Genomic DNA, 23,330 nt, shown 5'->3' with positions numbered 1-23,330 from the left:
CCCCGAGACGCGACGCTCGACACAGGTACCCACCAGTAACTTTGCGCAATCGGCCGGCCGGACCACGTTCCGCGGCGATCCGGCCGGCCAGGGGATCGGTTGCGGGCCGCCTGCCGGGCGGGCTTGTCCGGCCTCCCTACCCTGCCGGCATGAGATGGCGACCGGTGGTGCTCGGCGGGGCGATGACCGCCGTCGGGGTGGTCGGCACGGCGGTCGGCGGGGTGGCCGGCTGGCTGGTGTCACCGGGGGCGTTCATGATCGCGGCGCTGGGCGCGACCCTGGCGCTGCTCGGGGTCGGGCTGGTCCGGGACGCACGGCGTCCCCGAGGCCGGCACCGTCCGCAGGACGCGGCGGCGGGCACGCTGTACGTCGGCCCGAGCGGGGACGTCGGCGCGGAGTACAGCGACCGCGACTACGGCCGGGACGACCCGGCCGGTGACCGGTCCGGCGCGGGGTCCGGCGGCGGTTTGTCGGGCGGGGGTGACTCCGGCGGCGGCTGGTGGGGTGGCGGCGACTCCGGCGGCGGCTGGTCCGGCGGGGGCGGCGACTCCGGCGGCGGTGGCGGCAGCTACTGACCGCAGGCTGGGGCAGAATGCGACGTATGCATAGTGAGGTGATCAGCGTCCAGACCGGCTCCCGGCCCACCGCCCGGGACATCACCGGCGAGGCCCAGCGATTCGTCGCCGGTCAGGGCGACGGCCTGCTGCACGTCTTCGTGCCGCACGCCACCGCCGGGCTGGCGATCATCGAGACCGGCTCCGGCTCCGACGACGACCTGCTCGCCGCGCTGGAGGACCTGCTCCCCGCCGACGACCGCTGGCGGCACCGGCACGGCTCCGCCGGGCACGGCCGCGACCACGTGCTGCCCGCGTTCCTCCCGCCGTACGCGACGCTGCCGGTGCTGGACGGGCGGCTGGCGCTGGGCACCTGGCAGTCCCTCTGCCTGGTCGACACCAACGGCGACAACCCGTCCCGCAAGGTCCGCCTCTCCTTCCTCCCCGGCTGACGCCCCACAGACCCCCCCACCACCCGCCACCCCGACGGCGCGGCACATACAGAGAAAGAGTGGCCATCCCAGCCGGAATGGCCACTCTTTCTCGGTATGTGCGCCGCCTCGGTGGCCCGAGGACGGGCGGCGGTGGTCAGGGGCGGGCGGTTTCCGCCTCGACGGTGCGGCGGCCCTCGTCGACGGTGTCGGCCGAGCGGCGGGCGGCGGCGGCCGGCAGCGGGTGGTCCCCGGTCAGGTGCAGGCCCGGCACCCGGTCCTCGATGACGAACCGGGCCCGGGTGTGCGCCGGCGCGCCCGGCCGGCTCACGTACGGCAGCACGTCGAAGTCGGCGGTGAGCTGACCCGGGGTGATCGTGGTGCGGACGTAGCCGCGCAGGTTGTTCTGGAACCGCAGGTGCGGGTTGAACGCCAGCCAGGGGTGCGAGCCGGTGGCCGAGTCGGCCCCGTCCCCGCCCGAGGTGATCGATGAGCAGACCAGTTCGGTGCCGACCGTCCGGGAGGTCGGGTCGGCGTAGTCGAGCTTCAGGTCGCTGGCCCAGTGCGCGTGCACGTCCCCGGTGAGCACCACCGGGTTGCGGACCCCGGCGGCCAGCCAGCCGCGGGTGATCCGGTCGCGGGCGGCGACGTAGCCGTCCCAGGCGTCCATGCTGGTGACGGTCAGCGGCCCGGCGTTGTTGTCCCGCTGGGCGAAGAAGACCTGCTGGCCGAGGATGTCCCAGCGGGCGTCGGAGCGGCGGAAGCCGTCCAGCAGCCAGGCCTCCTGCTCCGCGCCGGTGATGGACCGGGCCGGGTCGGCGGCCGCGGCGCAGTCGCGGTAGCCGTCACCGCAGGCCTGGTCGTCCCGGTACTGCCGGGTGTCGAGCATGTGGAAGGTCGCCAACCGGCCCCAGCGCACCCGCCGGTAGAGCTGCATGTCGATGCCGCGCGGCACGGAGGTCCGCCGCAGCGGCATGTTCTCGTAGTACGCCTGGAAGGCCGCCGCCCGCCGGGCGGCGAACTCCGGGTCCGGCGCCTCGGGCGTCTCGTCGGCCCAGTTGTTCTCCACCTCGTGGTCGTCGAAGACCACCACCCACGGCGCGACGGCGTGCGCGGCCTGCAGGTCGGCGTCGGTCTTGTACTGGGCGTGCCGCTGCCGGTAGTTGGCCAGCGTCCGGGTCTCCGGGCCCTCGTGGTCACGCGGGTTGCCGCCGGGCGCGTTGTACGTGTCCGGCGCGTACTCGTATTGGTAGTCGCCCAGGTGCAGGATCAGTTCCGGCTCGGTCTCGGCCAGCCGGCGGTAGGCGGTGAAGTAGCCGTGCTCGTACTGGGAGCAGGAGGCGAAGCCCATGGCCAGGGCGGCCGGCATGCTCCACGGCGCGGGGGCGGTGCGGGTCCGGCCGACCGGGGAGAGGTGGCCCTCGGCCCGGAACCGGTAGAAGTACTCCCGGCCAGGCAGCAGCCCGTCCAGTTCGACGTGCACGCTGTGCGCCGACCCGGGCCGCGCCCAGGCCACGCCGCGCCGGACGACGTGCCGGAACCGCTCGTCGGCGGCCAGCTCCCACCGCACCGGCACGACCCGGTCCGGCATGCCGCCGAGGCCGTCCCCGGCCAGCGGCCGGGGCGCCAGCCGGGTCCAGAGCACGAAGCCCTCGTGGTCCGGGTCGCCGGAGGCCACGCCGAGGGTGAACGGATACGCCAGCCGCCGGGTGCCGGTGGACGGCGCCGGGCCGGCGGCGGGTTCCGCCCCGGCCGCCGCGGGCAGGCCGACGGCGCCGGCGGCGCCGAGCGCCGCGCCGCTCATCAGGATCGTTCGTCGGGACAGTGCCACGAATTCCTCCCCAAAGTCCGGTTTCTCGCCGACCTGGGAAGCGTCCCGAGCGCGGGTGACCGCAAGATGACCGGAAGGGCTCCTCGTCGTCGCCAACGGCCGAACAAGGAGCCCTTCCGGGTTGCTCAAACGGCGATATCCCGCCGGTTGAAGGCGGTGGTGCCGGCGGCGACCAGCAACGCGGTGGTGCCGAGCAGCAGCAGCGCGCCGGCCGGCTGCACCCCGTCGACCAGCGGCGAGCCGCCCAGGTACCAGTGGAACGGGGACAGCTCCCGTACCCAGGTCAGCCCCTCCACCTGCGGGAAGACCGAGTTCGCCAGGTAGCCGAGCACGCCCACCCCGGCGCCGGCGCCGAGCGCCGCGGCCCGCCGCCCGGTGGCCGCACCGACGGCGAAGGCGAGCGCGGCGAAGGTCGTTCCGAACAGGATGAGGTGCACGGTCATCGCGGCGAAGCCGCCGGTGCCGATGCCGTCGAACTGCGCCGGCCCGCTCAGCGCGACCATCGCCAGGCCGAGCAGGACGGCCACCGCGACGATGCCGGCCGCCACCGCCGCGAAGCGCAACAGGGCGAGCCGGGCCCGGCTGACCGGATGGGCCAGCACCAAATCGAGGGTGCCGGCCTCCTCGTCGCCGGCCACCGCCCGGGTTCCGGCGGCGATGGCGAAGACCGCGACCAGCAACGGGACCAGCAGCCCGTAGACGGCACTGCCCAGGTAGCCGGCCGCGCTGGTGAGGTTGCTGTAGTTGAGCGCCTCCAGCAATCCCTCCGGGTACGACTCCATCGCCTGCATCATCTCCGGCGACTGCATGGTCGGCCAGAACGAGGCGTACAGGGCGCCGACGGCGACGATCGCCACGGTCCAGCCGAGCAGCGACCGGCGCGCGTCGTGCAGCGCCTTGGTGAACGGGTCACGCAGCAACACGGGTGCCCTCCTCGCGGGAGTAGTAGCCGAAGAAGATCTCCTCCAGGTCCGGCTCCTCGGAGAGCAGCCCGACCACGGTGTGCCCGGCGGCGGCCTTGACCAGCGCGTCGGCCCGCCCGTCCAGCCGGCAGCGCAGGGTGCTGCCGGTGACGCTGACCTCGCTGACGCCGGGCAGGTCGGCGAACTCGGCCTCGGTCACCGGGTCGGCGAAGCTGATCTCGACCTTCCGGACGGCCTGCTCGCGCAGCTCCTCGACGCGGGCCACGGTCACCAGCCGGCCCTCGCGGATGATGCCCACCCGGTCGGCGGTCTGCTGCACCTCGCTCATCACGTGCGAGGACATGAAGACCGTCCGCCCGCCGGCCCGCGCCTCGCGCACCAGCGACAGGAACTCCTGTTGCAGGAACGGGTCCAGCCCACTGGTTGGTTCGTCGAGGATGAGCAGCTCCGGATCGTGCATGAACGCCTGCACCACGCCGACCTTCTGCCGGTTGCCCCTGCTCAACCCCCTGATCCGCCGGCCGAGGTCCAGGTCGAGCCGGTCGGCCAGCTCCTCGATCCTGGCCCGGGGCACCCCGCCGCGCAGGTTACCCAGGTAGGTCAGCAGCTCGCGGGCGGTCTGCCGGCCGTCGACGACGAAGTCGCCGGCCAGATAGCCGATCCGGCGGCGCAGCGCCACCCCGTCACGACGGGGGTCCGCGCCGAGCACGCCGACCCGGCCGCTGGTCGGGCGGATCAGGTCGAGCAGCAGCCGGATGGTGGTGGATTTGCCGGCCCCGTTGGGGCCGAGGAACCCGTACACCTCGCCGCGCTCGACCCGCAGGTCCAGCCCGGTCAGACCGCGGTTGCGGCCGTACGTCTTGACCAGCTTCTCCGTCTCGATGGCGAGCTCAGCCATCGCTCTCCCCCTTCTCCTGGTATTCGGCCTCGAAGCGTTCGACGAGCTTGGGCACCTCGCGTTCGACGAACGCGTAGAAGTCGCGCATCACGCGCAGCCGTTCGCTGCCGGGGGCGTCCGCACCCCCGACCATCGCCAGGCCGCGTTCCATCAGCTCCCGGGACGCCCGGAACTTGGTGGCGTCGGCGGCGATCCGGATGATCGCGTCGTGCCGGACCTCGTACGCGTGGCCGCGGTGGCCCGGCACCGGCACCCGGCGGGCCACGCCGCTGGTCTCCAGCAGCCGCATGCCGGTGCTGACCGAACCCTTGGAGAGCCCGAGCCCCTCGGCGAGCTGCCCGCTGGTCTGCCACGGGGGGTCGCAGACCAGCAGCCAACCGAGCAGCTTGCCGTAGGCCGGTGGCAGCCCGAGCCCGCTGAGGACGACGGCGGCGTCCTCGGCGTACCGGCGCTGGGCGGTCAGTTCCGTCATCATCTCCTCGTTCCGAACGTTCAATAAGTTCTGAACGAAGAGTACGCGCCGGAGCCGCGATACGGAAGCCCGGGTGGGGTCAGCCGTCGCGGAGCAGGTGGCGGAGCCGGCCCGGGGTCTGCCCGAGCTGGGCGCGGACCGTCCGGCTCAGGTGGGCCTGGTCGGCGAAGCCCAACTCCGCCGCGACGGTGGCCAGGTCGGCCCCCTCGGCGAGCAGGTCGAGTGCCCGCCCCACGCGCAGCCGGTTGCGGTACCGGGTCAGCGGCACCCCGATCAGCGCCTGGAAGGAGCGGCTCAGCCGGTACGGCGACACCCCGAGGGCCCGGGCCAGCGGCAGCAGTCCGGCCGCCTCGGGCGCTCCGTCGCGTACCGCCGCCCGGGCCGCGGCCACCAGCGGCCGGTCCCGCTCCGGCGCGCCGGGAGCCGGCCCGGTGGCCCCGGCGACCAGCCGGACCAGCCGCTCGGCGCCGGCGAAGTCCGGGTCGGGCTGGGTGGTGGCGCGCAGCAGCAGCCGGTGGGCCAGGTCGACCCGGGCGTCGACGTGCACCACGGCCGGCACCGGCCGGTCGGCGAACAGGTCCCGCCACAGCCGCTCCGACAGGTGCAGCGAGGTGCAGTCGTCGCCCCCGGCCGGGTGGGCGAAGCGCTCCTCCTCGCCGGGCACCGTCAGGTAGCCCACGGTCGGGTCGACGTACTCCTCGCCGCCGCGTCCGTGCCGGCGGAAGCCGCCGCGGCGGGTGAACACCATCCCGTACGCGGAGTTGCGCTCCGGCGCCGACCAGCGGGTGTGGTCGTCGCGGCAGCGCACGGCCTGGATCCGGAAGTCCGGATGGCTGGCGAGCACGGTGCTGGTCCGCATGCCGGCCAGGGTAGCCAGCGCCGGCGGGCGCAAGGATCGACAAGACGGCGGGCCCGGCCGCCGGCAGGGTGGCCGGCATGAGCGAGTCGACCTCGAAGCGGCGTGCCGCGCTGCTCGTCGTCCTGCTGACCGGGCAGGCGATGGCCTCGATGGACACCTCGATCGCCGCGGTCGCCGCGCCGACGATCCGGGCCGACCTGGCCGGCCCGCCGGCGCTGGCGCAACTGGTGCTGGCCGGCTACACGCTGGCCTTCGCCGTGCTGGTGGTCACCGGCGCCCGGTTGGGCAGCCGGCACGGCCCAGGCCGGGTCTTCCTGCTCGGCCTGGCCGGCTTCACCGTCACCTCGCTCGCCTGCGGGCTGGCTCCCGGGCCGGGCGCTCTGGTGGTGGCCCGGGTGCTCCAGGGCGCCACCGCGGCCCTGCTCGTGCCGCAGGTGCTGACGCTGATCCAGGCCCGGTTCGACGGCGCGGCCCGGAACCGGGCCATCGGGGCGTACTCGATGATCCTGGCGCTCGGGGTCGCGGCCGGGCAGATCGTCGGCGGCCTGCTGGTCACCCTGGACCTCGGCGGGCTCGCCTGGCGGGCCGCGTTCCTGGTCAACGTGCCGGTCGGGGTGCTGCTGCTGGCGCTGGGCCGGCGGGTGCTCGCCGCACCACCGGACGGGCATCGGCGGGAGGCGCTCGACCCGCCCGGGGTGCTGCTGCTCTCCACCGCGATGCTCGCCCTGGTGGTGCCGCTGGTGCTCGGCCGGGACCTGGGGTGGCCTGGGTGGTCGGTGCCGGCCGTGGCCGCCGCCGGCGCCGCCGGGCTCGGGCTCTTCCTGCGGTACGAGGACCGGCTCGCCCGGCGCGGCGGGTCGCCGCTGCTCGACGTGACCGTGCTGCGGCTGCCCGGCGTGACGACCGGTCTGCTGGCCGCCGCGACGGTGATGGGCTGTTACGCCGGCTTCCTGTTCAACCTCACGCTCTGGTTGCAGGACGGGCTGGGACGCAGCGCCCTCGCCGCCGGGCTGGCCTTCCTGCCGTACGCCGCCGGCTTCGCGCTCTGCGGCCTGAGCGTGCCGCGACTGCCCGGGCGGTGGCGCGACCTCCTCCCGGTGGCCGGCCCGCCGGTGCTGGCCGTGGTGGTGCTGGCGATCTGGGCGCTGTCCCGGGACGGCTGGCCGTGGCCGGGAGCGACCGCGTTGCTGCTGGTGGGCGGCGCCGCGCACGCCGCGGCGTTCAGCCCGCTGGTCGCCCGGCTGGCCGCCGCCGTGCCGGTCGGCGCGGCGGCGGCGCTCTCCGCGCTGGTCTCCACCGGCACCCTGCTGGCCGCCGTGCTGGGCGTCGCGTTCCTCGGCGGGCTTCACCTGACCCGGTCGCCGGGGGCGGCCGCCACGGCGACGGCCGCTCTCCTGCTGGTGGGCGCCGTGGCCGCCCACCGCTCCCGCCGGGCGGCCGCCCCGCCGGCTCACCGGCCGGATGCCCGGCGCGACGGGTCGCGGCGGGAGCGGGCACCGTCGGCGACGTAGTGGGTTCGGACGCCGCATCCGGGTGACCAGGGTGTGCTTAATAGTGGAGCTGCTCAACTATTTGGCGGCAAAGTAGGATGGGAGCGTGGCGCAGAGCACCGTTCCCTCGACCGGGCCCGACGTGGACCGGCGCTCCGGGCTGGCCGGGGACGCGGTGCGGCGGATCATGCACGTCGCCTCCGCCATGCGGCACCACCAGGACGTCGAGATCGCCGCGCTGGGGCTGACCCCGGCGGTCGCCCGGGCCCTGCACGAGCTCGACCCGGACCGTCCGCTGCCCGCCCGCGACCTCGCCGAGCAGCTGCGCTGCGACCGCTCCAACGTCACCGCGCTGGTCGACAAGCTGGAGCAGGCCGGGCTGGTGCAGCGCAAGGTGGACCCGGCCGACCGGCGGCAGAAGACCCTGGTGGTGACCGACACCGGCCGCCGGATGCGGCAGCGGGTGCACGAGGTGATGTCCGACTCCCGCCTGCTCGCCGGGCTCACCACCGACGAACTGTCCACCCTTCGTGACCTGGTCTGGAAGGTCTCCGACGGCGGCTGCCCGGAGGCCTGCGGCACCGACTGAGCAGCCGGGGGCGGTTCGTGTCCGACTGGGCGAGCCGGGCCTTCGTCGGTAATGCTGTCCGACGTGACCACCCCGCAAGATCTCGACGACCGGCTCCGGGAGGCGCTGGCCGCGCTGGCCGCCCCCGAGCAGCGGCGTGACCCGGCCGAGCCGGTCACCGACGGCGCGGCGCTGACCGGCGCGCAGGCGCTCGACCTGTTCGACGCGCAGGTCACCAGCCGGCAGCTCGACCTCGCCGGGCGCTGGCTGCGCAGCTTCGGCGAGGGTTACTACACGATCGGCTCGGCCGGCCACGAGGGCAACGCCGCGGTCGCCGCCGCGGTACGGGCCACCGACCCGGCGCTGCTGCACTACCGTTCCGGCGCCTTCTACTGCGTCCGGGCCGCGCAGGCCACCGCCGAATCCGTTCCCGCCGGCACGCCGGGCGCGACCGGCGCCGCGGACACCCCCGCCGACCAGGTCCCGGCCGCCGACGAGGCCGCGGATGGCGCGGAGAGCGGCGAGGACGCCGGCGGGCCCGCCGTGGACCGGCCGTTCGCCCGGGGGTACGCCGAGGCGGCCCGGGACGTGCTGCGCGGAATGGTCGCCTCGGCGCGCGAGCCGATCGCCGGCGGTCGGCACAAGGTCTTCGGCCGCGCCGACCTGGCGGTCGTACCGACAACGTCGACCATCGCCTCGCACCTGCCGCGTGCCGTCGGGATGGGGCTGGCGGTGGAACGGCTGCGCCGGCTGGACATGGCCGGGCGGCGCACCGGCACCGGGGTGCGGATCGGCAGCGGCGGCGGCGCCGAACACACGCCCTGGCCACCGGACGCCATCGTGGTCTGCTCCTTCGGCGACGCCTCGGTCAACCACGCCAGCGCCACCGCCGCGTTCAACACCGCCGGCTGGTACGACCACACCGGCCTGCGCATCCCGGTGCTCTTCGTCTGCGAGGACAACGGGCTGGGCATCAGCGTCCGCTCCCCGAAGGGCTGGGTGGCCACGGCGTTGCAGGCCAGGCCGGGGATCCGCTACTTCGCCGCGGACGGCACCGACCTGCCGCGGGCGTACGAGGTGGCGGCGGAGGCGGCCGCCTGGGTGCGCCGGCACCGGCGGCCGGCGGTACTGCACCTGACCACCGTGCGGCTGATGGGGCACGCCGGCGCGGACGTCGAGACCGCGTACCGCGGAGCCGAGGAGATCGCCGCCGACCTGGAGCGGGACCCGGTCGTCGGCACCGCGCGGCTGCTCGTCTCGGCCGGCGTGGCCACCGGCGCGGACCTGCTGGCCCGGTACGACGAGATCGGCTGGCGGGTGCGGCGGATCGCCGAGGAGGTGCTCGACGAGCCGAAACTGACCGCCCCGGCCGAGGTGGTCGCCCCGCTCGCGCCCCGGCGGCCGGTGCGGGTGGCCCGGGCGGTGGCCGACGCGGCGGCCCGGGCCAGCGGCACCGGCGCGGCCGCCCGAGCGGAGTCGTTCGGTGGCAAGCCGCCCGAACTGGCCGGCCCGCTGACGCTGGCGCAGAGCATCAACGCCGCGCTCGCCGACGGGATGCTGGACCACCCGCAGATGGCCGTCTTCGGCGAGGACGTGGCCGCCAAGGGCGGGGTGTACGGGGTGACCAAGGGGCTGCGGGACCGGTTCGGGGCGGCCCGGGTCTTCGACACGCTGCTCGACGAGACCTCGGTGCTCGGGCTCGGGCTCGGCGCCGGGTTGGCCGGGCTGCTGCCGGTGCCGGAGATCCAGTACCTGGCGTACCTGCACAACGCCGAGGACCAGTTGCGCGGCGAGGCGGCCACCATGCAGTTCTTCTCGCAGGGGGCGTTCCGCAACCCGATGGTGGTGCGGGTGGCCGGGCTGGCGTACCAGGAGGGCTTCGGCGGGCACTTCCACAACGACAACTCGGTGGCCGTACTCCGGGACGTGCCGGGCCTGGTGATCGCGGTGCCGGCGCGGCCGGACGACGCCGCGCCGATGCTGCGGACCTGCCTGGCCAGCGCGGCGGTGGACGGCAGCGTCTGCGTCTTCCTGGAGCCGATCGCGCTCTACCACACCCGCGACCTGTACGCCGACGGCGACGGCGAGTGGCTGGCCGGCTATCCCGAGCCGGGCGCCTGGGTGAGCGGGCACGTGCCGATCGGCCGGGCCCGGGTCTACGGCGTCGGCTCGGCCGAGGACGTCACGATCATCACCTTCGGTAACGGCGTACGGATGTCGCTGCGCGCGGCCGCGACGCTCGCCGACGAGGGGATCGGCACCCGGGTGGTGGACCTGCGCTGGCTGGCGCCGCTGCCGGTGGCGGACATCATCCGGGAGGCGGCCGCGACCGGCCGGGTGCTGGTGGTGGACGAGACCCGCCGCTCCGGCGGGGTCGGCGAGGGGGTGATCGCCGCTCTGGTCGATGCCGGATATGTCGGTGCGGCGCGGCGAGTTGCCGGAGTTGACTCGTTTGTACCATTGGGTCCGGCGGCACGTCAGGTTCTGGTCTCCGAGGAAGCCATTACCCAGGGTGCCCGTACGCTCCTGGCACGGTAAATTCCGTTCCACCCGGTGCGCCACTTGCGCGGGGAGCCACAACTGTGTGGACTTTGCCTGACGGCGTCGCCGACGTCGCCAGCAGGGATGAGATGAGGAGGCACGCGACAGTGAGCGCGACCGCTGGTCAGGCCGCCGACGGGGTACGCAGCCTGGCGGACCGGTTCGGGATCGAGCCGGGGATGGTCGTCATGGAGATGGGGTACGACGACGACGTCGACCAGGATCTCCGGGACGCCCTGACCGACCGCTGTGGAGAGCTGGTCGACGAGGACACCGACGAGGTGGTCGACGCGGTGCTGGTCTGGTACCGCGACGGCGACGGTGATCTCTTCGAGCTCCTCGTCGACGCCCTCGGCCCGCTGGCCGACAACGGTGTCGTGTGGCTGCTCACGCCCAAGGCGGGGCGCGAGGGGCACGTCGAGCCGAGCGAGATCGCCGAGTCCGCACCCACCGCCGGCCTCCAGCAGACCTCGACCGTCAACGCCGGCCGGGACTGGAGCGGGGCGCGGCTCGTCCTGCGCCGCGGCGCCAAGAGCCGCAAGTAGGCGCTTCCGCCCCGTCCGGCAGCGGCTGCCGCCGGCGGCCCCGCCCGGCGGCCACACCCGGCCGCCGCCGGGTGTGACAGGCTGGGTGCCGTCCCGACTTCGACCCCAGGAGCTGGCATGCCGATCGAGGTGGGCGCCGAGGCGCCGGACTTCGTGCTGAAGGACCAGAACAACCAGGAGGTCCGGCTCTCGGACTTCCGCGGCCGGCGCACCGTGCTGCTGGTCTTCTACCCGCTCGCCTTCACCGGCACCTGCCAGGGCGAACTGGCCGAGGTGCGGGACAACCTCGACGACTACGTCAACGACCAGGTCCAGGTGCTGACCGTCAGCGTCGACTCGGTCTACAGCCACAAGGTGTGGGCCGACCGGGAGGGCTACCAGTTCCCGCTGCTGGCCGACTTCTGGCCGCACGGTGGAGTCGCCCAGGCGTACGGCGTGTTCAACGAGACCGCCGGCTTCGCCGACCGGGGCACGTTCGTGATCGACAAAGCCGGCGTGGTCCGCTTCGCCGAACGCAACGGCCCGGGCGAGGCGCGCGACCAGCAGGCGTGGCGCAAGGCGCTGGCCGAGGCCGCCGCGGCCTGACCCGGTCGGGCACGCCGTGCGACCGGGCCGGTGGCGGGCAGGGTAAGCTTGCCAACCTCCGGCCCCGTACGGGCGTTCCGGGCGCGTAGCTCAGCGGGAGAGCACTCGCCTTACAAGCGAGGGGTCGCAGGTTCGAAACCTGCCGCGCCCACCACATCTGACCAGGCGACACCCGCCCGGATCCGAGCTGCTTCCGGTGACCGGGCGGGTGCCTGACGTCAGTGCAGCGCCGGTCAGGTGGCCAGGGCGACGCTCAAGAGCAGGACCAGTCCCAGGGCGAATCCGGTGGTGTGGATGGCCTTGTCGTGGGCGGCCGGCTTCGTGATGAGCTCGGGTACCAGGTCGGCCGGCGCGATGTAGATGAAGTTGCCGGCGGCGAACGGGATCAGGACGGCTATGTCGAAGTGCCCGGACAGTCCGTATGCGGTGAGCGCGCCGAGCAGCACCGTCGAGGCGGAGACCAGGTTCCAGACCAGGGCACGGCGACGGGTCCACCCGCTGTGGACGAGGATGCCGAAGTCGCCGATCTCCTGCGGTATCTCGTGCGCGGCGGCGATCAGCCAGGTGACGATGCCCAGCCTGCTCCTCTGCCAGTGGCCGCCTTGCCTTGAGTCTTGCCCCGGCCGAGCACCGCACTCGGCAACTTGCTTACGTTTCCACTGCTGATCAGAGGTCAGTGCCGTGGGTGGGTCTCGTACATGCGTACCCAGGCCAGGAGGCCGGAGGCTGCGGTGAGTGCGGCGACGACCCAGACCGCGGCGCGGATTCCGGCGAGGTCGGCGACAGCCCCGGCGAGTAGGGCGCCGACAGCGAATCCTCCGTCACGCCAGAGCCGGTAGACGCCGACAGCGCGCGCCCGCCAGGTGGGGTGGGCAACGTCGCCGATGGCGGCGAGGAGAGTTGGATAGACCGCCGCGGTGCCAGCGCCGAGAAGGACAGCGGCGACAGCCCACCCGACGAAGCTGTCGGTGAGGGCGATCCAGGCCAGCGCGGCGGCCTGGGCGAGCATGCCGGCGACGATGAAGGGTTTGCGACCGTAGCGGTCGGAGGCCTGGCCGGTGGCGAGCTGCCCGAGGCCCCAGACGGCGGGATAGAGGGCGCCGAGGACGCCGATCTGGGTCAGGGACAGGCCGCTCGTCGCGAACAGCAGGGGGAACAGCCCCCAGGCGAGGCCGTCGTTGAGGTTGTTGACCAGGCCGGCCTGGCTGGCCGAGGAGAGGGCGGGCTCGCGCCACGAGGTCAGCGCAGCGACCCGGGCGGTGGATAGGGCGGAGTGGTGCCTGCCAGTGTGAGTGGCGGCTTCCAGACGAGCGTGGCCGAGCGTCTCGCGGACGAACACCAGCGAGAGACCGAGGCCGAGCGCGGCGTAGGCGAGGGCGAGCAGGAATGGTGCCGGACGCAGCCCGTGTTCGGCGGCCAGCCAGCCGGTGAGCAGGGCAGTGGTGGCCACGGCGAAATAGCCGGCGGCTTCGTTGAGTCCCATGGCCAGGCCGCGCCGGGTGGGGCCGGCGAGGTCGATCTTCATGATGACGGTGGTGGACCACGCCAGGCCCTGGCTGATGCCCAGCAGGACATTCGCGGCGACGACCCAGCCCCAGGACGGCGCCCCGATGATCATGAGGGGGACCGGGACGCCGGCAAGCCACCCGGCGATCAGGACCGGCTTTCGGCCGTAGCGGTCCGACAGGGCGCCGGCGAAGAAGTTGGTGGCGGCCTTGGTGGCGCCGAAGGCGAAGATGTAGGTGAGGGCCGCGGTGTAGGCGGTGAGGTGGAACTCTTGCTCGGCGAGCAGGGGCAGGACGATGCGTTCGCTGCCGAGCAGCCCGCCGACGAGGGCGTTGACCGCGACTAGCAGTGTGAACTGGGCGGCGTTGGCCCGCAGGCCGAGGTGCAGCGCGGCGGCGGGGCTGGTCATGCTCCCTCCCGCAGGGCCCGGCCGGTCGCAGCAGCCCAGTCCTGGGCGCCGCCGACGAGGACGGCCAGGTCGCGGCGGCCAGTGCGCTCCAGCAGGGTGGCAGCGGTCATCGCGCGTTCGCCGTGCCCGCACATCACCACAGTCGGGCCGCCGGGGGCCGCGTCAGGGGCCGTGGGAAGGTCGCCGAGCTCGAGGTGGACCGCCGTGGGGAGGTGCCCCGCGACGTACTCGGTGGTCTGCCGGATGTCCAGCACCGCGCCGTCGACCTCGTGCGGGGTGACGAGTCGGGTCGTGACGGCCTCGCCGCCGGCGTCCGTCCAGGCGTGCATACCGCCGGCCAGCTCGCCGACGATGCGGTTCACGCCGATGTTCCACGCCGGCCACAGGATGTCTTCCGGGTCCTGCTCTGGATCTCGCACTATGACGATCGGCGTGTCCGGCTGCAGGAGCCAGCCGAGCCAGGTGGCGAACTGCGCCCGTAGCGGGATCGCCACCGCGCCCGGAATGTGACCGGCGGCCACCTGGGCTACAGGACGCACGTCGACGATGGCGGCCCCGTTCGCGGCCAGTCGGCGCACCTCGTCCATGGCCAGGCCGGGCAACTGCGGGGCGCTGCTGAGGACGACGGGGCCGCGCCGGTTCACCTCGGCCAGCCGACGGAAGTACGCCGGGTAGGAGCCGAGGGAGGCCAGCAACTGGTCGACGAAAGCGTCGACGGTCGGAGCGGCCAGCAGCTGGTTGTGCGCCTTTTCCGCGCCGATGGTGGAGGTGCGTGCGGCGCCGGGCGGGGCCGAGCAGAACGAGCCCGCACCATGGGTCGGCCATACCTGCGTGGCATCCGGTAACTGCGCGAGGCGGTGCAACGACGCGTACTGGGCCCGGGTCAGCTCCAAGGTGCGGTCGTCGCCGAGCAGGTCGGTGCGGGCGGCGGAGCCGACGATCAGCGAACCGCCGGTGAACACCCCCACCGGTGTCGACCCGTCGAGCAGGAGAAACGACAGGTGCTCGTCGGTGTGCCCGGGTGTGGCGAGCGCCCGCAGGGTGAGCCCGCCAAGGTCGACCTCGTCGCCGTCGACCAGACCACGGTGGTCGAAGCGGCGCATCCCGGCGCCTGACGCCAAGACCTGCGCGCCGTCGTCCGCGGCGAGTTGCACCGCGCCGGTCAGAAAGTCGGCGTGCAGGTGGGTGTCAGCCGCCCACGCCACTCGAAGGCCACGTCGGGCGGCCGCCGAGCGCAGCGCCCGCAGGTCGCGTGGCGGATCGACAGCCAGTGCGCGGCCGTCACCGACGTCGAGCAGGTAGGCGCTGTTGCCCAAGCCCTCGTCGACCAGCGAAACCAAATGCTCGCAGACATCCATGGGGCACCCTCCCCTCCGGTGGTGGCGGCGCCACCTCGCTTGGTAATACACTATTCCACGGAATCTTGGAGGATGACGAGCATGGGTGATCCAACCGCCAAGGCGGAGCTGTTCGAGTCGCTGGCACACGTCGGCAAGACCCTGGGCAACGGCAAACGCCTCGAACTGCTCGACCTGCTCGCCCAGGGCGAGCGCAGCGTCGAGCACCTCGCCGCCGCCGCCGGGCTCGGCCTCTCCACCTGCTCGGCGCACCTGCAGACCCTGAGGCAGGCAGGGCTCGCCGCCACCCGCCGCGAAGGCACCAAGATCTACTATCGGCTCGCCGGCCCGGACGTCGCCGCTCTGTACGCCCTGCTCCGCGACGTGGCGAGTGCCCGGTCGCCCCAGGTCGTCGCCGCCCGCGACGCCTACCTCGGCAGCGAGGACACCGAGGCCGTCACGCGGCAGGAACTGCAGCGCAGACTCGCGGCCGGGCACGTTGTCGTGGTCGACGTGCGCCCAGCCGAGGAGTACGCCGCCGGTCACATCCCCGGCGCGGTGTCCGCCCCCCTGGACCAGCTTGACGACCGGCTTGCCGCACTTCCCGACGACATCGAGATCGTGGCGTACTGTCGCGGCGCTTACTGCGTCCTGGCCCACGACGCCGTGCGACTACTGACCGCCCGAGGTCGCCGTGCCGTCCGCCTCGCCGACGGCATGCTCGAATGGCGTCTGGCCGACCTGCCCATCGCCGCGTGAACCGCCCAGTCGTGCTCGACGGCGGCGACCGCCGCTGCGTGCAACTCCTCATCGAGCTGCGCCGCCGCACCGTCGCGGCGCCCGCCGGCACCGTCATCCACCTCATCGTCACCGACCCCGCCGCGCCACTGGACCTGCCCGCCTGGTGCCACCTCACCGGCCACACCTACCTCGGCCCGGTTCCCACTCCCGGTCGGCCCACCTATGCGGTGCAGGTCGCCGCCGCCAGCGTGCCCACCGATGCAGCCCAGCCCTGGCGGCCACGCGAGGTCCTCCCGTCGGCGCCATCACCTGGCTCCACCCGCCTCATCCCGAGGCCGCCCGCTCCACGATGGATGAACGCGCCGCATGGATCGTCGAGGCCGACCCGGTCCGCACCCTCTGATCAACTACGACGAAGCACGACCGTCCGAGTCCCTGCCTTGATCGGCAGGCAGCGAAAGACCCGGGCTGCCAACGTGCACACGACGGCTACGCAGGAATCCGCTCGGGCGCCGCGCGCTGTTCCGCGCGCAGCGCGGAGGGAATCCCCGCCCTTTAGGGCGGGGAGAACGTCAAACGCGCATACCGGCGTAGCGGCGATTGACGGCAGGTCCGGGGTCGGGGCCGGGGTCGGGGCCATCGTGCCCGCTCATTCATCCGTGCAACCGACATCACGCCCTGACCCTGTGTGGCAGTAGGCGGACCGCGGCGACGGTCCAAGGACCATGGGCCCGCCGTCCGTTTCCATCCGCTGGTCCGTTGATCGACGGCGTAGCAGCGATGACGGACGGCGGCGCACCGTGCTCGGCACCGGGACAAAAATGGGTGGCCCCGCCAACCCGTCCCGCCCAACCTGGTAGCTGGATCTTCTTCCGACGCACCCACGAGAGGACTTCACCCCGCGTGACGCCGCCTGCTCTCTAGACCTGACACCTGCCCAGTGCATCGGTCGCCGACGTCACCGTCGGCTCTTTCCCCATGCCTTCCGTCACGTCCGAAGAGAGATCATGTCTACGCGTCCTCATATCGTGCTGCAGGGCCACTGCGGCAACTCCGCTGCCCTCGTCGCCCGCGTCTTCCTCGACCCGCTGATCGCCGGGCGTAACCGGTTCGCCCTGGGGTGGGGCTCCTGCTGGGAACTGCTCGCCCCGCCTCCTCCCGAAAGCCCCTGGCCGATCCAGGTTCCGGTCGCCTTCGACGAGACCGTGCCCCTTCGCCCCGGACGGCTCATCGCCCAGTCGGTTGGGCATCGGCTGCGGGCAGGTCGCTCACCGCGTCCAGAGCGGTACTCGGCTGAACCGCAGAACTCACCGGGCCTTCTCGGCTGTCCTGCGGTGAGCCGCCGCCGTGGGCCCGAGCCTGGGCGAGAGGCAAGGTGGCCTTGCCCCGGACGGCATCACCCGGCGCTCCGTGCGTCGCTCATGACCGGTCGCGAACGAAGGTCAGGACCGGCCTGGTACCGGCGACGACGGTGAGCGCCCCGACCCCATCGTCGACCCCGAGGGAAGGCCTCGGGCAGCGGGACGCGGTCAGCCATCCAGGCGTACGCGACAAAACGGCCACAGTCCGGTCATGCCGCCCACGGTGCTGAAACGGGCTGGCCGCACGCGTCGGTCAGCCGGCGAGCTGGTCGCGGCGACGGGTGAGGTAGGTCCGCTCCGCGGGGTTGCCGGCGAGACCGATGGCCCGGTCGTACGCCGCCCGCGACTCGCCGCTGCGCCCGAGTCGCCGCAGCAGGTCAGCGCGCGCGGCGTGGAAGGCGTGGTAGCCGTCGAGGACCTCGGCGAGCCGGTCGGCCTCGGCGAGCCCGACCCCGGGGCCGTCGACCTCGGCGACCGCGACCGCCCGGTTGAGCCGCACGATCGGTGAGGGGTCGAGCAGCACCAGGCGTCCGTAGAGGGCGACGATCGTGGACCAGTCGGTGTCCCGGGCGGACGGGGCATTCGTGTGGACCGAGTTGATCGCCGCCTGCAACTGGTAGCGCCCGGGTGGGTCACCGCCGGTCGCCACCGCCTCGATCCGCTCGCGAATCAAGGCGTTGCCCTCGGCGATGAGGGCGCGGTCCCATGCGCCGCGGTCCTGCTCGTCGAGGGTCACCAGCTCCCCGGTGCGGGACACGCGCGCCGGCCGCCGGGCGTCGGTGAGGAGCATCAGGGCAAGCAGGCCGGCCACCTCGCCGTTGTCCGGGAGGAGCGTTCGGAGCAGGCGGCCGAGGCGGATCGCCTCGTCGGTGAGGTCGACGCGCACCGGGGCGTTTCCCTCGCTGGCGAGATAGCCCTCGTTGAAGACGAGGTAGACGACCGCGAGCACGCCGGCGAGCCGCTCGCGGATGTCGTCGGCCGAGGGCACCCGGTAGGGGATGCGGGCCGCCTTGATCTTCGCCTTGGCGCGGGTGATCCGTCGCGCCATCGTGGTCTCCCGCACCAGAAAGGCGCGGGCGATCTCGGCGACGGTGAGGCCGCCGAGCAGGCGCAGGGTGAGCGCCACCCGGGCCTCCATCGCGAGCGCGGGGTGGCAGCAGGTGAAGACCAGTCTGAGCCGGTCGTCCTCGACCGGACCGGTCGGCTCGGCAGGGGTGTCGTCGTACCAGATCCGGGCCGCCTGGTGCCTGGCGTCGCGCTGCGATTCGCGACGGAGCCGATCGATCGCCTTGCGGGTCGCGGTGGTGGCGAGCCAGCCGCCGGGGTTGGGCGGTACGCCCTTGCGCGGCCACCGCTCCGCAGCCGCTACGAACGCCTCGGCCGTCGCTTCCTCGGCGACGTCGAGGTCACCGAAACGGCGCGCGAGGCCGGCGACCGTCCGCGCCCACTCCTCGCGGTGAAGACGGGTGATCGCCTGCTCGACGGTGGGACCGGTCACGGCTTCAGCAGGCTCACTTCACCCCGGAGCCGCAACGCCGAGCCTCTCCGGGGCCTCGGAACCGGTGCACCTCCTGCGGCCAGTCGAGCACGGTCGCGAGCCGGCCGGCCCAGTACCGCGCTGCCGCGTCGTCGGGCACCTCCACCACGGCGAAGCCGCCGAGGTGTTCCTTGGTCTCGACGTACGGGCCGTCGGTGAAGACGGGCTTGCCGTCGACCGACTCGACACTGCATACAGCGGTGGACCGGTCCAGCCCACCGTTGGAGAAGATCAGGACCCCCTCGGCCTGCATCTCCTCGATCACGGCCCGGGCGGCCACGGCCTTCGCGCGCACCTCCTCGGCCGTGTGCTCGGGCACCCACTCGTCGTTGAAGGTGATCAGGTACTCCGTCATGGTCGTCTCCTCTCGGTCCCCGGACGGGGGGCTCTCCCGACTCCTCGTGTCCGGCGGCCTGGCCGGTCGCCGCACACCAGTTCCACGAACGGCTGCGCCTTGATACGACACCATCCCGGTGACTCCGTTCAAGGCAGCTCCGGTCAGGTTCGGGGCCGGAACGGGGCAAGGGTGGCACGGATCTGGTCGGCCGCGCCCCAGTCGTCGTCGAACTGGGCCAGCACGGCGAGGTGTTGTCGCAGCTGGACAATCGGCATGCGGGCCGGCCAGTCGCTGTCGAGGGAGGTCAGCTCCGCATAGGTCGCGAAGAACCGGTGCGCCTCGGGCGGGGGCGCGGTGGACCACACATGGGCGAGGTCGACCTCGGCCCACATGTAGGACACCGCCGGGTCGATCAGTGCGGGCTGGCCGTCCGGGGTGGCCAGGACGTTCTGTGCCCACAGGTCGCCGTGCGTCAGGCAGGCCGGCCGCTCCGGCAGCAGGTCCGGCAGCCGGTGACACAGCCGCTCCAGCGCCGCCCGGTCTTCGCGGTCGAGCGCCGCCTCGACGCGGGGCTGCCCGAGCCACCGAAGTAGCCGGTGCTCTGCGAAGAACGCGAAGCCGTCGTCGTCCCACGTGTTGATCTGCCGGCGGCGGCCCAGCCAGTTGTCGCGGTGCCATCCGAAGCGCGGATGGGTCGTGCTCGTGTGCAGGCGGGCCAGCGCGTGCGCGAACTGCTGCCAGAAGGTCTCGCTGCGCGGCCTCGGCCGCAGCATTGACAACACGAGCAGTTCCCGGTCCGCCAGGATCACCTCGGGCGTCGCCACGCCGCCGAGTTCGCGCAGGGCGGCCAGCCCCTCGGCCTCCGCGACGAAGACGTCGTCGGCCGGCGCGTCGACGAAGGCCTTGACGAACACCGGCGGCGCGTCCCGGCGGGTGGCGATGCCGGCGAGCGCCGCGAGCCCACCCGTCGCCGGCTCCACCGCGACGACGTCGCGCATCCCGGCCCGGAGCAAGCACTCGAGCAGGTACGTTGCCGAGCGCATCACGACGGGCCGCTCTCTGTCCGGTTGCTTGTTCACAAGATCTTATGTGAACAACAGTCGCACTCCCCGAGCGGCGAGGCTCGGCAACGCTGGACGACCGGTCGCACGGAAGCGGGAGACCGTTGCTTTGACATCAGCGCCCGCATTCATGACCATCGGCCGGTGCCCGACGCGATGGACAACTCCCGGAACCACGCCGAGGCGGCACAGCGCAGCAGTGGGGACCGGATCGAGGCGGCACGGCGTAGCGGCGCCACGTCGCTGGATCTGAGTCACCTGTCGTTGGCCGCCCTGCCGGAGTCGCTGGCCGACCTGACCGCCCTCACCGAACTGCTGCTGGTCGGCAACCAGCTCACCGAACTGCCGGACTGGTTGGGCGAGCTGACCGCCCTCACCCGGTTGGGCCTGGGCGCCAACCAGCTCACCGCGCTGCCGGCGTCACTCGGCAACCTGACCGCTCTCACCTGGCTGGGCCTCTCCGGCAACCAGCTACGAACGGTGCCGGAGCCGATCCGTCACCTGACGGCTCTCACCTGGCTGGACCTGTCCCGCAACCAGCTCACGGAGCTGCCGGACTGGTGGGGCGGGCTGACCGCCCTCACCCGGCTGGACCTGACCGAGAACCAGCTCACCGCGCTACCCGAATCGATGGGCGACCTGACCGCTCTCACCCAGCTCTTCCTGACCGGCAACCAGCTCACCGTGCTGCCGGAGTCGTTGGGTGACCTTACCGCTCTCGCCCGGGTCGACCTGGCCGGCAACCAGCTCACCGCGGTGCCGGATTGGCTGCGCCACCCCACCGCCGGTGAACCGGTGAACGCTCTGGACGCCTGGATCGACGACGCCCGGACCGCCGTGACCGGCCCTACCGTGCTGGACGCCGTCCTCGACCGCGTACCGGCCAGCGGCGTGACGCTGGTCAGCGAGGATGGCGTGCGGAGTCTGCACATCACCCTGCACGGTGACAGCTCCGCGCTGGTCTGGGAGGACGAGGAAGAGATCATGCTCAGCTGGGGACCGGTGCCCTCGGGCGCCCCACCCGGCCAGACGGCCGGCGATGCCGAACACGCCTACGCCGACCCGTGGTTCACCGCCGACGACACCGAACCCTTCGAGCTCACCGAGGAGCAGGCCCGCCGGGCCGGGCACGAGTTCCTCCGCACCGGCCGGCGCCCCGTCACTGTCCAGTGGATCGACAAGCCGTAGAGCTTCCCATCCCGGCCCGGCGGGACCGGCCGCCGTGACGGCGCTACCGGCCGGTCAGCCGCGCAGCTTCTCGAAGAGCTCGTACGGGGCGTCGTAGTACCGCGTCGTACGGCCCTGGTGGGTCATGCCGAGCCGCCGGCAGACGGCCTGGGAGGCGTGGTTCTCCGGATCCGTGACGGCGACCACCCGGGTCAGGCCCCGGGCGAACGCGTCGTCGAGGACGGCCCGGGCCGCCTCGGTGGCGTAGCCGTGCCCCCAGGCGTCCGGGTGCAGGTGCCAGCCGATCTCGACCTCGCCCGGCCCGCCGGCGGGCTCGCCCGCCGACCGGGGGATCGGCTTGAGCAGCAGGTTCCCTACCAGCCGGCCGTCCCCGGCGGTGGTGATGGCCCAGATCCCGTGGATCGGGTGGTCGACGGCGCGCCGCCGGCCGATCGAGGCGAGGGCGTCGGCGCGGCTGCTCATCGTGGCGGGGTGCGCGCCCAGGAAGCGGACGACCTCCCAGCGCGACTCCAGATCCAGCAGGAAGTCGGCGTCGTCGTCGCGCCAGGGGCGCAGCAGGAGGCGGTCGCTGGTGATGGTGCGCACGGCAGGCAATCTAGCCAGCGCCGGTCGGGCCACCTCCACTCGGTGGCACAAAGTCGGTGGCCGGCGGGGCCCCGCCCGGGGAGGATGCGTCGATGCAGCGTTCCACCCCACTGCGCCGCGCGCAGGATCTCTGGGTGCACCTGGCCGGTGTGCCGACCAGCTTCCCCGCCGACGGCGTGCGGGTGGTGGTGGCTGCCGAATCGCGGCTGTGCCCGCCGGGGTGGGCGGTCGACGTGGCGCCGCTGCCGCCGGGACACCCGGACGTTGCCGGGTTGCTCGCGGAGGTCCCCGCGGACGAGGCCGCGGAGAGCGGCCTCGGGACGTCACGTCACCGGTCTTCGTCCTACGGGAGGATTCCCGGGTGGTCGCGGCGGCCGGACACCGCCGGTGGCCAGGCTCCGTCGCTCACCTCGCCGTGCTGGCCGGCGTCCGGTCGCGGGGCCGGGGGCTCGCCGCCGCGGCGGTGGCGGACGCCCTCCGCGACCACCTGCTGCCGCAGTGGCGCGCCCGCCCCGAGCCCTCCCGCCGGCTCGCTCGCCGGCTCGGGTTCCGCGAACTCGGCAACCAGGTGAGCATCAGAGTCGATCCGATCGCCCGACGCCGGCCGTCGACAGGGGGCGACACGATGCAGGAGTGAGCCTTCCGCCCGTTTTCCCGCCCGAGGCCGCCGCCGGGCCGGCGCCGTCGGGGCGGGGCACGGCGCGGTGGTGGGTCCTCGGCGGCGTCCTGGTCGTCGTGATCGCGGTCGGCGGCGTCGTCGTGTTCTGCGCCGGTCTCTGGACGTACGCGAACCACGACCGGCCCGAGCTGATCGACAATCCGCCGGTCAGCGAGGTTGCGGAGAGCGCGTGCGCCACGATGCGTGCCACGGTGGCGGCGAAGGCCGCGCCTCCCGGCGCCCCCGTCGACGCGCGGGTGCGCTCGATCCGCGAGCAGGACGCCGCGGTGACCGACATGGTGGCGCCGGTGCGCGGCCTGGACCGGGACCTGCTCGCGGACGACCGCCCGACCAACCTGTGGCTGGCCGACTGGGAGATCCTCGTCGAGGCCCGCGAACGGTACGCCGCCGACCTCGCCGCCGGCCGCCGGCCGCACTTCGTGGTGCCGACCGCCGACGGCGAGCCGCTCACCCGGCGGCTGAACTCGGTGGGGCTGACCTGCGAGGTCCCGCCCCAGCTCGTCGACCTCACGTAGCCGGCCCGGTCAGTGCGTCGTCGCCCCGCCCACGTTCAGGGTCACCACGCCGGCGACGATGAGGCCGACCCCGACCACCTTGACCACCGTGATCGGTTCGCCCAGGAACGCCGCGCCGATCGCGACGATCGCCGCGGTGCCCAGCGCCGACCACAGCGCGTACGCGACGCCGACCGGGATGTCCTTCACCGCCTGCGACAACGCCGCGAAGGAGACCAGGTAGCCGGCCAGGCAGGCGACCGTCGGCCAGAGCCGGCTGAACCCCTCGGTCGCCTTGAGCGTGCTGGTGGCGAAGACCTCGGCCGCGATGGCGGCGAGCAGGAAGACGTACGGCACGGGCACTCCTCGGTCCGGTGGGCGGTCAGGCGATCCGGGCT

Annotated in this window: 24 protein-coding genes and 1 tRNA gene; 12 read left to right on the top strand and 13 right to left on the bottom strand. The window is 73.4% G+C overall.

Features of this window, described 5'->3' with window-relative positions; genetic code table 11:
* The first annotated feature begins 149 nt into the window (after positions 1-149).
* Positions 150-575, top strand: a complete 426-nt coding sequence (locus FHX32_RS34370; RefSeq protein WP_208417903.1) for a hypothetical protein — start codon at positions 150-152, stop codon at positions 573-575.
* 26 nt (positions 576-601) lie between these two features.
* On the top strand, positions 602-1,006 hold the full coding sequence (locus FHX32_RS01950; protein WP_208417902.1) for a YjbQ family protein: 405 nt from the start codon (positions 602-604) through the stop codon (positions 1,004-1,006).
* Positions 1,007-1,142: 136 nt separating this feature from the next.
* On the opposite strand, the gene FHX32_RS01945 is transcribed toward FHX32_RS01950, so the two are convergent.
* From FHX32_RS01945 to FHX32_RS01925, 5 genes are all read right to left on the bottom strand, one after another.
* Complete coding sequence (locus tag FHX32_RS01945; protein WP_167178924.1) at positions 1,143-2,816, bottom strand: alkaline phosphatase D family protein; 1,674 nt, start codon at positions 2,814-2,816, stop codon at positions 1,143-1,145.
* Positions 2,817-2,941: 125 nt separating this feature from the next.
* Positions 2,942-3,739 carry an ABC transporter permease subunit gene (locus FHX32_RS01940; RefSeq protein ID WP_486480871.1) on the bottom strand — a complete coding sequence of 266 codons (798 nt, stop codon included), beginning with the start codon at positions 3,737-3,739 and terminating at the stop codon, positions 2,942-2,944.
* Positions 3,726-4,637: an ABC transporter ATP-binding protein gene (locus FHX32_RS01935; protein ID WP_167178921.1), complete on the bottom strand. Its 912-nt coding sequence runs from the start codon at positions 4,635-4,637 to the stop codon at positions 3,726-3,728. Before FHX32_RS01935 ends, FHX32_RS01940 begins: the two co-directional genes overlap by 14 nt.
* A complete protein-coding gene (locus tag FHX32_RS01930) occupies positions 4,630-5,109 on the bottom strand; it encodes a MarR family transcriptional regulator (protein ID WP_167178920.1) in 480 nt (159 codons plus the stop codon). The genes FHX32_RS01935 and FHX32_RS01930 overlap by 8 nt, the downstream gene beginning before the upstream one ends.
* Before the next feature lie 79 nt (positions 5,110-5,188).
* Entirely contained in the window at positions 5,189-5,968 is a 780-nt protein-coding gene (locus tag FHX32_RS01925) for an AraC family transcriptional regulator (RefSeq protein WP_167178918.1), read from the bottom strand.
* Positions 5,969-6,045: 77 nt separating this feature from the next.
* Here FHX32_RS01925 and FHX32_RS01920 point away from each other — a divergent pair, with 77 nt between their 5' ends.
* The 6 genes from FHX32_RS01920 (at position 6,046) to FHX32_RS01895 (ending at position 11,851) form a co-directional block, all read left to right on the top strand.
* A complete protein-coding gene (locus FHX32_RS01920) occupies positions 6,046-7,479 on the top strand; it encodes an MFS transporter (protein WP_167178916.1) in 1,434 nt (477 codons plus the stop codon).
* 166 nt (positions 7,480-7,645) lie between these two features.
* Positions 7,646-8,047 (top strand): MarR family winged helix-turn-helix transcriptional regulator, encoded by a 402-nt coding sequence (locus FHX32_RS01915; RefSeq protein WP_167182076.1) that lies wholly within the window; start codon positions 7,646-7,648, stop codon positions 8,045-8,047.
* A 51-nt stretch (positions 8,048-8,098) separates the two neighbouring features.
* Positions 8,099-10,564: a transketolase C-terminal domain-containing protein gene (locus FHX32_RS01910; protein ID WP_167178914.1), complete on the top strand. Its 2,466-nt coding sequence runs from the start codon at positions 8,099-8,101 to the stop codon at positions 10,562-10,564.
* 110 nt (positions 10,565-10,674) lie between these two features.
* Positions 10,675-11,112 (top strand): DUF3052 domain-containing protein, encoded by a 438-nt coding sequence (locus FHX32_RS01905; protein ID WP_088992571.1) that lies wholly within the window; start codon positions 10,675-10,677, stop codon positions 11,110-11,112.
* 117 nt (positions 11,113-11,229) lie between these two features.
* Complete coding sequence (locus FHX32_RS01900; RefSeq protein WP_167178912.1) at positions 11,230-11,697, top strand: peroxiredoxin; 468 nt, start codon at positions 11,230-11,232, stop codon at positions 11,695-11,697.
* 79 nt (positions 11,698-11,776) lie between these two features.
* Positions 11,777-11,851 (top strand) — tRNA-Val (locus FHX32_RS01895).
* 79 nt (positions 11,852-11,930) lie between these two features.
* On the opposite strand, the gene FHX32_RS01890 is transcribed toward FHX32_RS01895, so the two are convergent.
* From FHX32_RS01890 to FHX32_RS01880, 3 genes are all read right to left on the bottom strand, one after another.
* A complete protein-coding gene (locus FHX32_RS01890; protein WP_486481065.1) occupies positions 11,931-12,269 on the bottom strand; it encodes a ZIP family metal transporter in 339 nt (112 codons plus the stop codon).
* 101 nt (positions 12,270-12,370) lie between these two features.
* The gene (locus tag FHX32_RS01885) at positions 12,371-13,612 is read right to left on the bottom strand and encodes an MFS transporter (RefSeq protein ID WP_167178910.1); all 1,242 of its coding nucleotides are present in this window, start codon (positions 13,610-13,612) and stop codon (positions 12,371-12,373) included.
* Positions 13,609-14,970, bottom strand: a complete 1,362-nt coding sequence (locus FHX32_RS01880; RefSeq protein ID WP_167178908.1) for an MBL fold metallo-hydrolase — start codon at positions 14,968-14,970, stop codon at positions 13,609-13,611. Before FHX32_RS01880 ends, FHX32_RS01885 begins: the two co-directional genes overlap by 4 nt.
* Positions 14,971-15,051: 81 nt before the next feature.
* Between FHX32_RS01880 and FHX32_RS01875 the strand changes: the two genes are divergently transcribed.
* Positions 15,052-15,708, top strand: a complete 657-nt coding sequence (locus FHX32_RS01875; protein WP_167178906.1) for a metalloregulator ArsR/SmtB family transcription factor — start codon at positions 15,052-15,054, stop codon at positions 15,706-15,708.
* 1,596 nt (positions 15,709-17,304) lie between these two features.
* Here the strand turns inward: FHX32_RS01875 and FHX32_RS01865 are convergent.
* The 3 genes from FHX32_RS01865 to FHX32_RS01855 all read right to left on the bottom strand — a co-directional run bounded on the left by FHX32_RS01865 (position 17,305) and on the right by FHX32_RS01855 (position 19,968).
* Entirely contained in the window at positions 17,305-18,549 is a 1,245-nt protein-coding gene (locus FHX32_RS01865; RefSeq protein ID WP_167178902.1) for a DUF6596 domain-containing protein, read from the bottom strand.
* A gap of 13 nt (positions 18,550-18,562) precedes the next feature.
* Positions 18,563-18,943 carry a YciI family protein gene (locus tag FHX32_RS01860; protein ID WP_167178900.1) on the bottom strand — a complete coding sequence of 127 codons (381 nt, stop codon included), beginning with the start codon at positions 18,941-18,943 and terminating at the stop codon, positions 18,563-18,565.
* Positions 18,944-19,086: 143 nt separating this feature from the next.
* Positions 19,087-19,968, bottom strand: a complete 882-nt coding sequence (locus FHX32_RS01855) for a fructosamine kinase family protein (RefSeq protein WP_167182070.1) — start codon at positions 19,966-19,968, stop codon at positions 19,087-19,089.
* A 162-nt stretch (positions 19,969-20,130) separates the two neighbouring features.
* Here FHX32_RS01855 and FHX32_RS01850 point away from each other — a divergent pair, with 162 nt between their 5' ends.
* Positions 20,131-21,174 carry an Imm1 family immunity protein gene (locus FHX32_RS01850; protein ID WP_167178899.1) on the top strand — a complete coding sequence of 348 codons (1,044 nt, stop codon included), beginning with the start codon at positions 20,131-20,133 and terminating at the stop codon, positions 21,172-21,174.
* A gap of 54 nt (positions 21,175-21,228) precedes the next feature.
* Here the strand turns inward: FHX32_RS01850 and FHX32_RS01845 are convergent, their stop codons facing one another.
* Positions 21,229-21,759 (bottom strand): GNAT family N-acetyltransferase, encoded by a 531-nt coding sequence (locus FHX32_RS01845; RefSeq protein WP_167178897.1) that lies wholly within the window; start codon positions 21,757-21,759, stop codon positions 21,229-21,231.
* A 361-nt stretch (positions 21,760-22,120) separates the two neighbouring features.
* Between FHX32_RS01845 and FHX32_RS34365 the strand changes: the two genes are divergently transcribed.
* Both FHX32_RS34365 and FHX32_RS01835 read left to right on the top strand, forming a co-directional pair.
* Positions 22,121-22,396 (top strand): hypothetical protein, encoded by a 276-nt coding sequence (locus tag FHX32_RS34365; protein ID WP_208417899.1) that lies wholly within the window; start codon positions 22,121-22,123, stop codon positions 22,394-22,396.
* Complete coding sequence (locus FHX32_RS01835) at positions 22,393-22,953, top strand: hypothetical protein (protein ID WP_167178895.1); 561 nt, start codon at positions 22,393-22,395, stop codon at positions 22,951-22,953. Before FHX32_RS34365 ends, FHX32_RS01835 begins: the two co-directional genes overlap by 4 nt.
* 9 nt (positions 22,954-22,962) lie before the next feature.
* Here FHX32_RS01835 and FHX32_RS01830 read toward each other — a convergent pair whose 3' ends face one another.
* Positions 22,963-23,289: a DMT family transporter gene (locus FHX32_RS01830; protein WP_167178893.1), complete on the bottom strand. Its 327-nt coding sequence runs from the start codon at positions 23,287-23,289 to the stop codon at positions 22,963-22,965.
* Positions 23,290-23,330: the final 41 nt, after the last annotated feature.

The sequence above is a fragment of the Micromonospora sp. CNZ280 genome (assembly GCF_011759515.1).
Note: the sequence above shows the minus strand (reverse complement) of the source record. Positions and strands in the feature narration are given on the sequence as shown.